Source organism: Microbacterium sp. MDV22-iso44 (assembly GCF_058629135.1).
Genome location: NZ_JBZVWS010000002.1, coordinates 514,953 through 527,980, shown reverse-complemented (window position 1 = coordinate 527,980; position 13,028 = coordinate 514,953). Strand labels below are relative to the sequence as shown.

Here is a 13,028-nt window from a genome sequence, read left to right as displayed (position 1 = left end):
AGGGCCCCCGTGAGGATCCCGTGAGGACGCCGCCGCCGGGCGTATGGATTCCGTGAGGAGGCCCGGCGGCGCCCGCGCGGAGGTGTTCCATCAGGGATGCGCCCCACCGGCGTGCCGGCCCGATCAGGGCCCGCATCCCTCGAAATCGGAGCCTCACTCGTGCTCGACATCGTCTACGTCCTGGGCGTCCTCGCCCTGTTCGTGATCATCGGTCTGTTCGCGAAGGCGGTGGACCGACTGTGATCGTCTTCGATCTGATCGCCGCCGTCCTCGGCGTCGCCGTCGTCGTCTACCTGTTCGTCGCACTCGTGAAGCCGGAGAAGTTCTGATGGAGTGGCTTCCCGCTGTCCTCACCCTCGCCACTCTCGCCCTCATCCTCGGGGTCGCCTACCGGCCCCTCGGCGACTACATGGCCTGGGTCTACTCGTCGCCGAAGGATGCCCGGGCCGAACGCGGTCTGTACCGGCTGATCGGCGTCGACCCGGCATCCGCCCAGACCTGGCAGGCGTACGCCCGCAGCGTCCTCGCCTTCTCGGCCGTCGGCGTCCTCATCGTCTACGCGCTGCAGCGCACCCAGCAGTGGCTGCCCTGGTCCCTCGGTCTCCCCGCGCCCAGTGAGCACCTGTCGTTCAACACGGCCGTCTCGTTCGTGACGAACACCAACTGGCAGTCGTACTCTCCCGAGCTGACCCTCGGCTACACGGTGCAGTTCGCCGGCCTCGCCGTGCAGAACTTCGTCTCGGGGGCCGTCGGCCTCGCCGTCGCCGTCGCCCTCGTCCGCGGCCTCGCCTTCCGCCGCAGCGGCACGATCGGCAACTTCTGGGTCGACCTGACCCGCGGGACGTTCCGCCTCCTGCTGCCGCTCGCGGTCATCGCGGCGATCGTGCTGCTGGCCGGCGGCGTCATCCAGAACGTCACCGGATTCAGCGACGTCGCGACCGTCGTCGGTGGGGCGCAGAACATCCCCGGAGGCCCCGTCGCCTCCCAGGAGGCGATCAAGCTCCTGGGCACCAACGGCGGCGGATTCTTCAACGCCAACTCCGCGCACCCCTTCGAGAACCCGACCGGCTGGACGAACCTGTTCGAGGTCGTCCTCATGCTGATCATCCCGTTCTCGCTGCCGCGCACCTTCGGCACGATGCTCGGCGACAAGCGACAGGGCTATGCGATCCTCGGCGCCATGGGCGTCCTGTTCCTCGCCTCGACGCTCGCCCTGACGGCGTTCGAGCTCGCCGGTCGCGGCACCGCCCCCGCTCTCGCCGGTGCGGCGATGGAGGGCAAGGAGATGCGCTTCGGCATCGTCGGCTCGACGATCTTCGGGTCGACGAGCACGCTCACCTCTACCGGTGCGGTCGACTCGATGCACGACTCGTTCACCGCGCTCGGCGGGATGATGCCGATGCTCAACATGATGCTCGGCGAGCTCGCCCCCGGCGGCGTCGGATCGGGCCTCTACGGCATCCTCGTGATGGCGGTCATCGCGGTGTTCATTGCGGGCCTGCTCGTCGGGCGGACGCCCGAGTACCTGGGCAAGAAGATCGGTCCCCGCGAGATCAAGCTCGCGAGCATCTACATCCTGGTGACCCCGATCCTCGTACTCGTCGGCACGGCGCTCAGCTTCGCCATCCCGGCTGTCCGCGACGACGTCACGACGACGTCGATCTGGAACCCCGGCATCCACGGCTTCAGCGAAGTGCTCTACGCGTTCACCTCGGCCGCCAACAACAACGGTTCCGCGTTCGCGGGTATCACGGCCAACACACCGTGGCTCAACACGGCGCTCGCCGTCGCGATGCTGCTCGGGCGCTTCGTCCCGATCGTGCTGGTCCTCGCCCTCGCGGGCTCGTTCGCCGCGCAGGACAGGATCCCCGCGACGGCGGGCACGCTCCCGACGCACCGACCGCTGTTCGTCGGTCTCCTCGTCGGCGTGATCCTCATCGTGACCGCTCTCACCTACTTCCCCGTACTCGCGCTGGGTCCCCTGGCAGAAGGACTGATCTGACCCATGTCCACACCTCTCCGCTCCGAAGCCCCGGCTTCCTCCGCTCCTGCCGCCGCGTCCGCGTCGGCGACCCGGCGCGGCATCGACGGCGCCGCGATCGCGGCCGCCCTCCCCGGCGCGTTCCGCAAGCTCGACCCGCGTGCCCAGTGGCGCAACCCCGTCATGTTCATCGTGTGGCTCGGCGCCGCGCTGACCACCGCCCTCGCCATCGCCGAGCCGTTCACGGGCGGGCCGTCGGATTCCGGAGGCACCCCCGTCCCCGTCCCGTTCACGGCGGTCATCGCGGTGTGGCTGTGGCTGACGGTGCTCTTCGCGAACGTCGCCGAATCGGTCGCCGAAGGCCGTGGCAAGGCGCAGGCCGAGACGCTCCGAAAGACCCGCACGAGCACGGTGGCGCACCGCGTGGCCGGCTACGACGCGCAGTCGGATGTCGCCGCTGAGCGCGTCACGATCGATGACGTCTCGTCGGCCGACCTCACACTCGGCGATGTCGTCGTCGTCGCGGCCGGCGACCTGATCCCCGGCGACGGCGACGTGGTCCACGGCATCGCCTCGGTCGACGAGTCGGCCATCACGGGCGAATCGGCCCCCGTCATCCGCGAGTCCGGTGGTGATCGCAGCGCGGTCACGGGCGGTACCCGCGTGCTGTCGGACCGGATCGTCGTACGGATCACGTCCAAGCCCGGCGAGACCTTCGTCGACCGGATGATCGCCCTCGTCGAGGGCGCCGCCCGGCAGAAGACCCCGAACGAGATCGCGCTCAACATCCTGCTCGCGAGCCTGTCGATCATCTTCGTGGTGGTGGCCCTCATCCTGAACCCCGTCGCCTCGTACGCGGCGGCACCGGTCAGCATCCCCGTCCTCGTCGCCCTCCTCGTCTGCCTCATCCCGACGACGATCGGCGCGCTCCTGTCGGCCATCGGCATCGCCGGCATGGACCGCCTCGTGCAGCGGAACGTCCTCGCGATGTCGGGTCGTGCCGTCGAGGCAGCCGGCGACGTGACGACGCTGCTGCTCGACAAGACCGGCACGATCACGTACGGCAACCGCCAGGCATCCGAGTTCGTCCCGCTCGATGGGATGGCGCAGGCCGAGCTCACCCGCGCCGCCGCGCTGTCGTCGCTGGCCGACCCCACCCCCGAGGGCAGCTCGATCGTCGACCTCGCGGTCCGCCGCGGCGTCGACGTGACGGGTGAATCCCAGGGCGTCATCGTGCCCTTCACGGCGCAGACCCGCATGAGCGGTCTCGACCTGCCCGATGGCTCGTCCATCCGCAAGGGCGCCGGTTCGGCGATCATCGGGTGGCTCGAGCAGGACGGCTCGCCGTTGTCTGCTGATGTGCGGACCGGCCTCACGGCGCGCACCGAGGAGATCTCGCAGTCCGGCGGCACTCCGCTAGTCGTCGCGACGAAGGATGCCACCGGCACCGGTCGCGTGCTCGGCGTCGTCCACCTGAAGGACGTCGTGAAGGACGGCCTCAGCGAACGCTTCGCCGAGCTCCGCTCGATGGGCATCCGGACGGTCATGATCACGGGCGACAACCCGCTGACGGCGGCCGTCATCGCCAAGGAAGCCGGCGTCGACGACTTCCTCGCCGAGGCGACCCCCGAGGACAAGCTCGCCTACATCCGCAAGGAGCAGGAGGGCGGCAACCTCGTCGCGATGACCGGTGACGGCACCAACGACGCGCCCGCCCTCGCGCAGGCCGACGTGGGTGTCGCGATGAACTCGGGAACATCGGCCGCGAAGGAGGCCGGCAACATGGTCGACCTCGATTCCGACCCGACGAAGCTCATCGACATCGTCCGCATCGGCAAGCAGCTGCTCATCACGCGCGGCGCGCTCACGACGTTCTCGATCGCGAACGACATCGCCAAGTACTTCGCCATCATCCCGGCGATGTTCATGGGCGTGTTCCCGCAGCTGGGGGCCCTGAACATCATGGGGCTGCACTCGCCGGCATCCGCTGTCCTGTCGGCCATCGTGTTCAATGCGCTCGTCATCATCGCCCTCATCCCGCTGGCCCTCCGCGGTGTGCGGTACCGGCCGGGCGGTGCCTCATCGATCCTCGGCCGCAACCTCGCCGTCTACGGCCTGGGCGGTGTCGTCGCCCCCTTCATCGGGATCTGGCTGATCGACCTGCTCGTCCGCCTCATCCCCGGCTTCTGATCCGAAGGACATCCCCGTCATGAACAGCTCGTCCCGCGCCACCGGGCGCACCGTCCTCGTCTCGATCCGCGCGATGGTGGTCCTCACCCTCGTCCTCGGCCTCGGGTACACCGCCCTCATCACCCTGGTCGGACAGGTCGCCCTGCCCGCCCAGGCGAACGGCTCCCTCGTCCGGGACGCGTCGGGTGAGGTCGTCGGTTCGTCCCTCATCGGCCAGTCCTTCACGGATGCCGACGGTGCCGCACTCCCCGAGTACTTCCAATCCCGCCCGTCCGCTGCGGGCGACGGCTACGACGGCGGCGCCTCGTCGGGCTCGAACCTCGGCCCCGAGAACACCGACCTCATCTCGTCGATCACCGAGCGGAAGACCGCGATCGCCGAGCGTGAGGGCGTCGCCGAGTCGGAGGTGCCCGCCGATGCGGTGACCGCCTCCGGCTCCGGACTCGACCCGCACATCAGCCCCGCGTACGCTTCGATCCAGGTCGACCGCGTCGCCCGGGCCCGGAACCTCCCGGTCGACGAGGTGCGCACGCTCGTCGCCGAGCACACCCAGGGTCCCGACCTCGGGTACCTCGGCGGGTCGACCGTCAACGTGGTGGAACTCAATCTGGCGCTCGACCGGCTAGGAGGCTGACAGTGGCGGGACGCGGACGGTTGCGCGTCCTGCTGGGCGCGGCTCCCGGCGTGGGCAAGACGTACGCGATGCTCGAGGAGGGCCGGCGCCTGGCAGGCGAGGGCTCGGACGTCGTCATCGCGGTCGTAGAGACCCACGGCCGGGCCGCGACCCTGCGTATGACCGACGGACTCGAGGAAGTGCCGCGCCGAGAGATCACCCATCGGGGTGTCACGCTCACCGAGATGGACCTCGACGCCGTGATCGCGCGGCATCCGGATGTCGCCCTCGTCGATGAACTCGCCCACACCAACGCGCCGGGTTCGGCGAACGAGAAGCGCTGGCAGGATGTGCGGCAGCTGCTGGATGCCGGGATCTCCGTCATCTCGACCGTCAACATCCAGCACATCGAGTCCCTCAACGACGTCGTCCACCAGATCACCGGGGCGCCCCAGCGCGAGACGGTCCCCGATGAGGTCCTGCGCACGGCGGACCAGGTCGAGGTCATCGACCTGGCACCGCAGGCCCTCCGGGACCGTCTCGCCGGCGGGCTCGTGTACCCGGCCGAACGGGTGGATGCCGCCCTGTCGAACTATTTCCGGCTCGGCAACCTCACGGCGCTGCGCGAACTCGCCCTCCTGTGGCTGGCGGACGAGGTCGATCAGGCCCTCACGTCCTACCGCGCCGAGCACGGCATCGACAGCAGGTGGGAGGCGCGCGAGCGGGTCGTCGTCACCCTGACGGGTGGGCCCGAGGGTGAGACCCTGCTGCGGCGCGGGGCCCGTATCGCCGCCCGTTCGGCCGGCGGTCAGCTCCTCGCCGTCCACGTCACGAGCAACGACGGATTGCGCGGCGGAGATCCCGGAGCGCTCGCGGAGCAGCGGACGCTCGTCGAGAAGCTCGGCGGCACGTTCCACCAGGTCGTCGGCGACGACGTGCCGACGGCGCTCGTCGAGTTCGCCCGGTCGGTGAACGCGACGCAGCTCGTCCTCGGCGTGAGTCGTCGCAGCAGGCTCGCCGCGGTCTTCGCCGGCCCCGGCATCGGCGCCACCGTCATCCGCGAATCCGGCGACATCGACGTCCACATCGTCACCCACTCCGCCGCGGGCGGCAGGTTCGCGCTGCCGCGGCTGGGCGGTGCGCTCTCGATGAAGCGCCGGCTCGCGGGGTTCGCGGTCGCCTTCCTCGGGGGGCCGCTCCTCACGTGGCTGCTGTTCGTCACCCGCACGGACGAGTCGATCACGAGCGACGTGCTGAGCTACCAGCTGCTGGTCGTCGTCGTCGCGCTCGTCGGCGGCATCTGGCCGGCCCTCTGGGCGGCGCTGCTCAGCGGGATCACGCTGGACTTCTTCTTCGTCGAGCCGCTGTTCACCGTTCATGTGCACGAGCCGCAGCATCTGTTGGCCCTCTCCCTCTACGTCGTCATCGCGATCCTCGTCAGCGTCGTCGTCGACCGCGCCGCCCGCCAGACGCGTGCGGCCCGACGGGCGGCGGCGGAGTCCGAGCTCCTCCAGACCGTGGCAGGAAGCGTGCTCCGCGGTGCGGGCGCCGTCGAGGCCCTCGTCGAACGGACCCGCGAGGCGTTCCGTCTCGCGGGCGTGCGTCTCGTTGCGGGCACGACCTCGAGCGGGGGGACGTCCGGTGACGAGACCATCCTGGCGGCGAGCGGCGAGCCCCTCCGCGGCGGCCGGTTCACCGCCGTGCCGGTGGGGGAGCGCGCCGTCCTCGAGCTCCACGGTCACGACCTGCGGGCGTCGGAGCGCCGCCTCCTGTCGGCCATCGTCGCCCAGATGGATGCCGCCCTGCAGCAGCAGGACCTCGCCGAGGTCGCGAGCGGGCTCGCTCCCCTCGAGGCATCCGATCGGGTCCGCAGCGCACTCCTGTCGGCCCTCAGTCACGACCTCCGCCGCCCGCTCGCCGCGGCGACGGCGGCCGTGGGCGGGCTCCGCAACGGCACCTACAGCGAGGGCGATCGGAACGAGCTGCTGCAGACGGCCGACGAGTCGCTCGGCATGCTGGCCGCGCTCGTCACCGACCTCCTCGACGTCAGCCGGCTGCAGGCCGGGGCCCTCGCGGTCTCGCTCCTCACGATCGACCCGGCGGACGTCATCCTCCCCGCCCTCGAAGAGCTCGGTGCCGGACCGGCATCCGTCGACATCCACCTCGAGCCGGATGTGGAGCTCCGAGCCGACCCCGTCCTGCTGCAGCGCGTGGTGGTCAACCTGCTCGCGAACGCGCTGCGCCACTCGCCCGAGGGGCGCAAGGTGCGCGTCGCGACGAGCAGTTTCGGTGCGGTTGCCGAGATCCGGATCATCGACCACGGACCGGGGATCCCCGCCGAACGCCGCGACGACGTGTTCGTGCCGTTCCAGCGGCTCGGCGACACCGACAACAGCACCGGTCTCGGTCTCGGCCTCGCGCTGTCGAAGGGATTCGTCGAAGGCATGGGCGGTGCTCTCACCCCCGAGGACACCCCCGGCGGCGGGCTGACGATGGTCGTGTCGCTGCCGGTCGCCGACGAGGAGGCATCCGCATGAAGATCCTCATCGCCGATGACGATCCGCAGATCGTCCGAGCGCTCCGCATCACCCTGTCGGCGCGCGGATACGAGGTGTTCACCGCCGCCGACGGCGCGCAGGCCATCTCGGCGGCCGTCGATCACCACCCCGACATCTTCCTGCTCGACCTCGGGATGCCGCAGCTCGACGGAATCGAGGTGATCCACGCGATCCGCGGCTGGTCCGATGCGCCCATCCTCGTCGTGTCGGGACGCACGGGCGCGGCCGACAAGGTCGACGCGCTCGACGCCGGTGCGGACGACTACGTCACGAAGCCGTTCTCGATCGACGAGCTCCTGGCGCGCATCCGCGCCCTGACCCGTCGCGCCCCGCAGCAGGAGCCCGATCCGGTGACGGAGTTCGGATCGATCTCCGTCGACCTGGCGGCGCGGAGCGTCATGAAGACCACCGGTGGTCAGACCGAGCGCGTGCGGCTCACGCCGACCGAATGGCAGCTGCTCGAGATCCTGCTGCGCAACCCCGGCAAGCTCGTCACCCGCCAGACGATCCTGACCTCGATCTGGGGGAGCGAGCACGTGAGCGACACCGGGTACCTGCGCCTGTACGTGTCGCAGCTGCGCCGCAAGCTCGAGGAGGATCCGGCGCATCCACGTCACATCCTCACCGAGGCGGGCATGGGGTATCGCTTCGAGCTCGGCGGGCCCGCCGCGGGCTGACACGTCGGCGCGGGCGGCGCAACCCCCTCCCTCCTCGCGTTCCCGGCGACCAGGCTCGCCCGGAACCTGAGGAGGACCGATGAAGGCGATGACCTATCGCGGACCGTACAAGATCCGCGTCGACCGCAAGCCCGATCCCGTGATCGCGCACCCGAACGACGCCATCGTGCGCGTCGAACTGGCGTCGATCTGTGGTTCCGACCTGCACCTGTACCACGGCATGATGCCCGACACGCGGATCGGGCACACCTTCGGGCACGAGTTCATCGGCCGGGTGGAGGAGGTCGGGTCGTCGGTACAGAACCTGAAGCCGGGCGACCGGGTCATGGTTCCTTTCAACATCTACTGCGGCTCGTGCTTCTTCTGTGCGCGCGGGCTGTATTCGAACTGCCACAACGTCAACGCGAACGCCACGGCGATCGGTGGCATCTACGGCTACTCGCACTCGACCGGCGGATTCGACGGCGGTCAGGCCGAGCTCGTCCGGGTGCCCTTCGCCGACGTCGGCCCCCAGGTGATCCCCGATGACATCGCCTCCGAGGATGCGCTCCTGCTGACCGACGCCTTCTCGACCGGCTACTTCGGTTCGCAGCTCGCCGACATCGTCGAGGGCGACACCGTCGTGGTGCTGGGTGCGGGACCCGTCGGCCTCGCCGCCGCTCGCTCGTGCTGGCTGATGGGAGCCGGACGCGTCATCGTCGTCGACCACCTCGACTACCGCCTCGAGAAGGCGCGCGCCTTCGCGTTCGCCGAGACCGTGCACTTCGGTCAGGTCGATGACATCGTCCTGACCCTCAAGAAGATGACCGACGGACTCGGCGCCGACTCGGTCATCGATGCCGTGGGCGCCGAGGCCGACGGGCACGTCGTCCAGCACGTGACCGCCGCCAAGCTGAAACTGCAGGGCGGTTCTCCCGTCGCCCTCAACTGGGCGATCGACGCCGTCCGCAAGGGCGGCACCATCTCGGTGATGGGTGCGTACGGCCCGCTGTTCAGCGCCGTCAAGGTCGGCGACGCCATGAACAAGGGGCTCACCATCCGTGCCAACCAGGCGCCGGTCAAGCGTCAGTGGCCGCGGTTGCTCGAACACATCCGAGCGGGACGCATCGCTCCTCGCGAGTTGATCACCCACCGCTTCGACCTCGACGACATCGCCGAGGGGTACCACGTGTTCTCATCCAAGCTCGACGGCATCGTCAAGCCCGTCATCACGTTCGGCGCCTGACCCGCATCCGAGGAGGAATCATGCCGTACACCGCAGACAAGCCCGGCCAGACCCCCGATCCCGACGACCTGCGTCGCCACATCCCGGGGTGGGGTGCAGATCTCGACCCGGCGGATCGTCCCGCGTTCCCCCGCGAGCAACCCGGGATCGACACCGGTGCGCACTGGCGCGTCCCCGAGCAACAGCCGCACGGCGCCGGTCGCGAGCGATCGCTCGAGCACGAACGCCTCACGCCCGTGTTCGGCACCGCGCAGCCCCTCCACGGGCTCTCGGGCCTCATCCGGCGGGTCGCCTATACGCGCTACAGCGAGGGGCAGACTCCGCACTGGATGCTGCTGATCCTGGGAGACCGCGTGGAGTCGGCCGGCGCGCACGTGAGGTCGCTGTTCTCGCGGCGTCCCGACGATCCGGTGACACAGTCGGGGGTGTTCGGCGAACGCGGACGGCATCCGATCGCGTCGAGGTTCGGACGAGGCCGCGTCGACGTGAAGCATGCCTGGCTCGACCCCGTCCTGGTCGTGGGGCCGTGGGTCGCGGCGGCCGTGGTCGTGTTCCGGATCGCGCGCGCGGCGGCCGTCCCGGCATCCCGTCGCTGACGCGACGCCTCGCTCCTCGGCATCCCTCACCGGGTCGGGTGCGGCTTCGGCCCCAGCGGATCTCCACCGGCGCGGGTTAGCGTGGTGCGGGCAGTCGACCGGGGGAGGACGCAGATGGCGGCACGTCGCAAGGCTCCGGCTGCGCGCGCGCGACGACGTTCCGCAGCGCTCGCCGTCGGGCTGGGCGTCGCCCCTGCGGCGGTCGTGGTGCTCCTCGCCGCTTGCCTGCCCTCCACGCCCCCGCAGGCCGCCGAGCCCGCTGAGCCGCCCCTGCCGCCCGTGTCGTCCCGCTGGGCGGTGGCACCCCCGCCTGCTGTCGCTGTGGCCGGGGCGAACCCCTCACGGGCTGCCGCCGTCGATCTCGTCGACGGAGCGTGGGCCGACGAGGTGGCGGCGGCCACCGGCATCCCGCGTCGTGCGGTCATCGCCTACGCGGCGGCCGACCTGACCGTCGCGCACGAGCAGCCATCATGCGACATCGCCTGGAACACCCTCGCGGGGATCGGCTGGGTGGAGTCCCGGCACGGTTCTTACGGCGGGGCGACGCTGACCAAGCGCGGCCTCGTCGCGCCTCGCATCCTCGGGCCGCGGCTCACTGGTGACGGCGTCGCTGCGATCGAGGACACCGACGGCGGCGCTCTCGACGGCGACGACCAGTGGGACCGTGCCGTCGGCCCGCTGCAGTTCATCCCCGAGACGTGGCGGCGCTGGGGCGCGGACGGCGACGCGGACGGCGTCCGCGACCCCAACAACATCGACGACGCCGCCCTCGCCGCTGCCCGGTATCTGTGCCGGTCCGGGCCGCTCGGCACCGAGAGGGCCTGGCGGGACGCCGTCTTCACCTACAACCCGCTGACGCGATACATCAACGACGTCGCCACCCGCGCCAACGAGTACGCGCAACGCGTCGAGCTGGGCTGACGCGTCGGGCTGGCGAACTCAGTCGCCCGTGCGGTTGAGCGATCGACTGGAATCGGCCGAGTCGGGGTCCACCCCGGGCTCGATCTGTTCGATGGGAACCGGCTCGTCGTTGCGGGCAGCCTTGGATACGGCCTCGATGGGGTCCTCGTCCGGCAGATTCCCGCCGGGGAGCGAGGAATCGGACTCGGGGGCGGCCTCGTGCTCGGTCATGGGTGCTCCTCTCGTTCGTGTCAACGTAGGCCGCGGATGCCATCGAGCCGGGGGCCTTGCAAAGGTCGGGCCCCGGCGATAAGCCCGATCGCCGGGGCCCCTCATAAGCGTGGGAAAGGATCGGTGACCCGAACACCTCTCGTCTCGACCATCCGCCTACTTACCTTGCGGTGATCACGGTAATCGGGGTGCCGGTTCCGGAAGGGGGGCATTGACTCGCGAGGCGTCGTTCTGCTACCCGCTCCAGCTAACTTGGGGTCCTCTCGGTGTCAAGCCCCTCACCCGTCCGACGAGCGCGAGTGAGGGTGAGGGGCGAGTGAAGACCTCACCCCCGGCGATCAGCGACGATCGCGGACACCACACCTCGGAGGTGCGCCATGAGTGCCGATCCCGTCCATCAGCTGATCCTGCAGCCGCTGTCGCCGACGGCGTGGCGCCTCTGCGACTCCCGCGTCGACAGCTCCGACGCCGCCAGCGTCATCGCCTACGTCGAGGCGGCGGACCCCGCCGGGTTCGACGTGACCTGGGTCCACGGCGGCTCGGGGAGCGCGTGGTTCGCGGACATGGACCAGCTTCTGATCGGTGCAGCCCGACACGTCGCGGCCTGCGCTCCGCGCCGCGCCAAGCCGAAGCCGATCGCGCACCGCCCGCCCCTGGCGGCGCTCTAAACGGCGGCACCCGAACATGTCAAGGACGTGACACGCGCGACGCCACGACAGATGGTGGATGTCGAGACCGATCGCAGCCGAGGAGAACCGATGGGACGCATCGACATCTCGTACGGCGGGCAGTGGTACAGCGTCGCGAACCGGACGCTCGACGACGTCCATCGCGAGATCCAAGAGGGCGCCCGCGACGGCCAGCACTGGCTGGCCGTCAATGACGGCGTCGGAAGCGCGAGCCCCGCCTACCTCTTCATCACGCCGGGTGTCCCTATCGCGCTGATCCCGGTGCCCGAACCACGGGACCCTCCCACCGAAGCCGTCGCGGCGGCGTACGACGATTTCGAGGTCGAGGGGTTCTCCCCGAAGTGGCGCGGGCCCACGATCCATCCGGAGCGCTCACCGCATTCCTGAGACCTATCCGGGTCGTCGCGCCCGGTCAAGGGGATGACCGCGCCCGCGAAGACGAGCACACTGACGCCATGAGTGATGCACAGGATGCCGGCCGCGCCGGCGACGCCGTACAGGCAGAGCCCGCCATGTCGGTGAACCCCGCGGATGCCGGGCAGAAGCTCGACGGCATCATCGCCCAGACCCGAGCCGATCTGCAGGGGCACGACAGCGTCGATCCGCGGAACGTCCTCGCACAGCGGCTCACGGACGCGGGTCTGTCACTGTCCGACGACGAGATGGCCGCTGCTCTCGCTCGCATCGAGGAGTGAGCCGGGAGCGTGAGCTCCGGGGATATCACCGCCTCCCGGGCCGCGCAACCCGATGACCTCGGGATCGCCTTCGTCCTAGCGTGGGAGGCATCCACGTTCCGCGACAGAAGGGGAGCCGTCCCATGACGACCACTCAGACGAAGCCCGCCACCCGCAACAAGCGCCGCCCCGGCAAGTCGGGCGCACAGCTGACCGAAGAGCAGAACGCCGAGCGCGGGTTCACCGCCTCCCAGAAGCTCAGCGACAACCTGCAGGCCGTTCTCGTCGACCTCCTCGAGCTGTCGATCCAGGGCAAGCAGGCGCACTGGAACGTCGTCGGGAAGAACTTCCGCGACACGCACCTCCAGCTCGACGAGATCATCGACGCCGCGCGGGAGTTCAGCGACACGATCGCGGAGCGCATGCGCGCCCTGCACGCCGTTCCCGACGGCCGGAGCGACACGGTGGCCGAGACCACGACGCTTCCCGAGTTCCCGCACGGCGAGGTCCTGACCTCCGACGTCATCGACCTCGTCACCGAGCGTCTCGAGGCCGTCATCGGCACCTGCCGCGACGTCCACGACGACGTCGACGACGAGGACCCGACGAGCGCCGACATCCTCCACAGCATCCTCGAGAGCCTCGAGCAGTTCGCGTGGATGATCAGCGCCGAGAACCGTTCGCCCCGGTGACC

Annotated in this window: 15 protein-coding genes; 14 read left to right on the top strand and 1 reads right to left on the bottom strand. The window is 70.0% G+C overall.

The genetic code is table 11. The features are described 5' to 3' along the window. The first annotated feature begins 96 nt into the window (after positions 1-96). The 10 genes from AC4NN1_RS09375 (at position 97) to AC4NN1_RS09330 (ending at position 10,761) form a co-directional block, all read left to right on the top strand. Positions 97-243, top strand: coding sequence for a hypothetical protein (locus tag AC4NN1_RS09375; RefSeq protein WP_018185559.1), 147 nt, complete (start codon positions 97-99; stop codon positions 241-243). Then, entirely contained in the window at positions 240-329 is a 90-nt protein-coding gene (gene kdpF / locus AC4NN1_RS09370; RefSeq protein WP_018185558.1) for a K(+)-transporting ATPase subunit F, read from the top strand. The genes AC4NN1_RS09375 and kdpF overlap by 4 nt, the downstream gene beginning before the upstream one ends. Beyond that, complete coding sequence (gene kdpA, locus AC4NN1_RS09365; protein ID WP_116228094.1) at positions 329-2,002, top strand: potassium-transporting ATPase subunit KdpA; 1,674 nt, start codon at positions 329-331, stop codon at positions 2,000-2,002. Before kdpF ends, kdpA begins: the two co-directional genes overlap by 1 nt. Before the next feature lie 3 nt (positions 2,003-2,005). Continuing rightward, positions 2,006-4,171, top strand: a complete 2,166-nt coding sequence (gene kdpB, locus AC4NN1_RS09360) for a potassium-transporting ATPase subunit KdpB (RefSeq protein WP_491955119.1) — start codon at positions 2,006-2,008, stop codon at positions 4,169-4,171. Between the two features lie 19 nt (positions 4,172-4,190). Then, positions 4,191-4,805 carry a K(+)-transporting ATPase subunit C gene (gene kdpC, locus AC4NN1_RS09355; RefSeq protein WP_491955118.1) on the top strand — a complete coding sequence of 205 codons (615 nt, stop codon included), beginning with the start codon at positions 4,191-4,193 and terminating at the stop codon, positions 4,803-4,805. Positions 4,806-4,807: 2 nt separating this feature from the next. Beyond that, a complete protein-coding gene (locus tag AC4NN1_RS09350) occupies positions 4,808-7,321 on the top strand; it encodes a sensor histidine kinase (RefSeq protein ID WP_311858885.1) in 2,514 nt (837 codons plus the stop codon). Further along, positions 7,318-8,019 carry a response regulator gene (locus AC4NN1_RS09345; RefSeq protein ID WP_336125932.1) on the top strand — a complete coding sequence of 234 codons (702 nt, stop codon included), beginning with the start codon at positions 7,318-7,320 and terminating at the stop codon, positions 8,017-8,019. Before AC4NN1_RS09350 ends, AC4NN1_RS09345 begins: the two co-directional genes overlap by 4 nt. A 79-nt stretch (positions 8,020-8,098) precedes the next feature. Beyond that, on the top strand, positions 8,099-9,244 hold the full coding sequence (locus tag AC4NN1_RS09340) for a zinc-dependent alcohol dehydrogenase (RefSeq protein ID WP_491955117.1): 1,146 nt from the start codon (positions 8,099-8,101) through the stop codon (positions 9,242-9,244). Positions 9,245-9,264: 20 nt separating this feature from the next. After that, the gene (locus tag AC4NN1_RS09335) at positions 9,265-9,840 is read left to right on the top strand and encodes a hypothetical protein (protein ID WP_491955116.1); all 576 of its coding nucleotides are present in this window, start codon (positions 9,265-9,267) and stop codon (positions 9,838-9,840) included. Positions 9,841-9,954: 114 nt separating this feature from the next. Further along, entirely contained in the window at positions 9,955-10,761 is an 807-nt protein-coding gene (locus tag AC4NN1_RS09330; RefSeq protein WP_363456735.1) for a lytic transglycosylase domain-containing protein, read from the top strand. 18 nt (positions 10,762-10,779) lie between these two features. On the opposite strand, the gene AC4NN1_RS09325 is transcribed toward AC4NN1_RS09330, so the two are convergent. Further along, entirely contained in the window at positions 10,780-10,971 is a 192-nt protein-coding gene (locus AC4NN1_RS09325) for a hypothetical protein (RefSeq protein ID WP_311869013.1), read from the bottom strand. Between the two features lie 377 nt (positions 10,972-11,348). Here AC4NN1_RS09325 and AC4NN1_RS09320 point away from each other — a divergent pair, with 377 nt between their 5' ends. The 4 genes from AC4NN1_RS09320 to AC4NN1_RS09305 all read left to right on the top strand — a co-directional run bounded on the left by AC4NN1_RS09320 (position 11,349) and on the right by AC4NN1_RS09305 (position 13,026). Then, positions 11,349-11,639, top strand: coding sequence for a hypothetical protein (locus AC4NN1_RS09320; RefSeq protein ID WP_018185548.1), 291 nt, complete (start codon positions 11,349-11,351; stop codon positions 11,637-11,639). A gap of 90 nt (positions 11,640-11,729) precedes the next feature. Further along, positions 11,730-12,047 (top strand): hypothetical protein, encoded by a 318-nt coding sequence (locus AC4NN1_RS09315; protein ID WP_018185547.1) that lies wholly within the window; start codon positions 11,730-11,732, stop codon positions 12,045-12,047. Positions 12,048-12,115: 68 nt separating this feature from the next. After that, on the top strand, positions 12,116-12,355 hold the full coding sequence (locus AC4NN1_RS09310; RefSeq protein WP_363456742.1) for a hypothetical protein: 240 nt from the start codon (positions 12,116-12,118) through the stop codon (positions 12,353-12,355). Between the two features lie 122 nt (positions 12,356-12,477). Continuing rightward, positions 12,478-13,026: a Dps family protein gene (locus AC4NN1_RS09305; RefSeq protein WP_018185545.1), complete on the top strand. Its 549-nt coding sequence runs from the start codon at positions 12,478-12,480 to the stop codon at positions 13,024-13,026. Positions 13,027-13,028: the final 2 nt, after the last annotated feature.

What these genes read in the sequence shown, in the direction of transcription:
- AC4NN1_RS09375 (WP_018185559.1), top strand. Translation starts at nt 97, where the DNA reads ATGCGCCCCACCGGCGTGCCGGCCCGATCAGGGCCCGCATCCCTCGAA.
- kdpA (WP_116228094.1), top strand. Translation starts at nt 329, where the DNA reads ATGGAGTGGCTTCCCGCTGTCCTCACCCTCGCCACTCTCGCCCTCATC.
- kdpB (WP_491955119.1), top strand. Translation starts at nt 2,006, where the DNA reads ATGTCCACACCTCTCCGCTCCGAAGCCCCGGCTTCCTCCGCTCCTGCC.
- kdpC (WP_491955118.1), top strand. Translation starts at nt 4,191, where the DNA reads ATGAACAGCTCGTCCCGCGCCACCGGGCGCACCGTCCTCGTCTCGATC.
- AC4NN1_RS09345 (WP_336125932.1), top strand. Translation starts at nt 7,318, where the DNA reads ATGAAGATCCTCATCGCCGATGACGATCCGCAGATCGTCCGAGCGCTC.
- AC4NN1_RS09340 (WP_491955117.1), top strand. Translation starts at nt 8,099, where the DNA reads ATGAAGGCGATGACCTATCGCGGACCGTACAAGATCCGCGTCGACCGC.
- AC4NN1_RS09335 (WP_491955116.1), top strand. Translation starts at nt 9,265, where the DNA reads ATGCCGTACACCGCAGACAAGCCCGGCCAGACCCCCGATCCCGACGAC.
- AC4NN1_RS09330 (WP_363456735.1), top strand. Translation starts at nt 9,955, where the DNA reads ATGGCGGCACGTCGCAAGGCTCCGGCTGCGCGCGCGCGACGACGTTCC.
- AC4NN1_RS09325 (WP_311869013.1), bottom strand. Translation starts at nt 10,971, where the DNA reads ATGACCGAGCACGAGGCCGCCCCCGAGTCCGATTCCTCGCTCCCCGGC.
- AC4NN1_RS09320 (WP_018185548.1), top strand. Translation starts at nt 11,349, where the DNA reads ATGAGTGCCGATCCCGTCCATCAGCTGATCCTGCAGCCGCTGTCGCCG.
- AC4NN1_RS09315 (WP_018185547.1), top strand. Translation starts at nt 11,730, where the DNA reads ATGGGACGCATCGACATCTCGTACGGCGGGCAGTGGTACAGCGTCGCG.
- AC4NN1_RS09310 (WP_363456742.1), top strand. Translation starts at nt 12,116, where the DNA reads ATGAGTGATGCACAGGATGCCGGCCGCGCCGGCGACGCCGTACAGGCA.
- AC4NN1_RS09305 (WP_018185545.1), top strand. Translation starts at nt 12,478, where the DNA reads ATGACGACCACTCAGACGAAGCCCGCCACCCGCAACAAGCGCCGCCCC.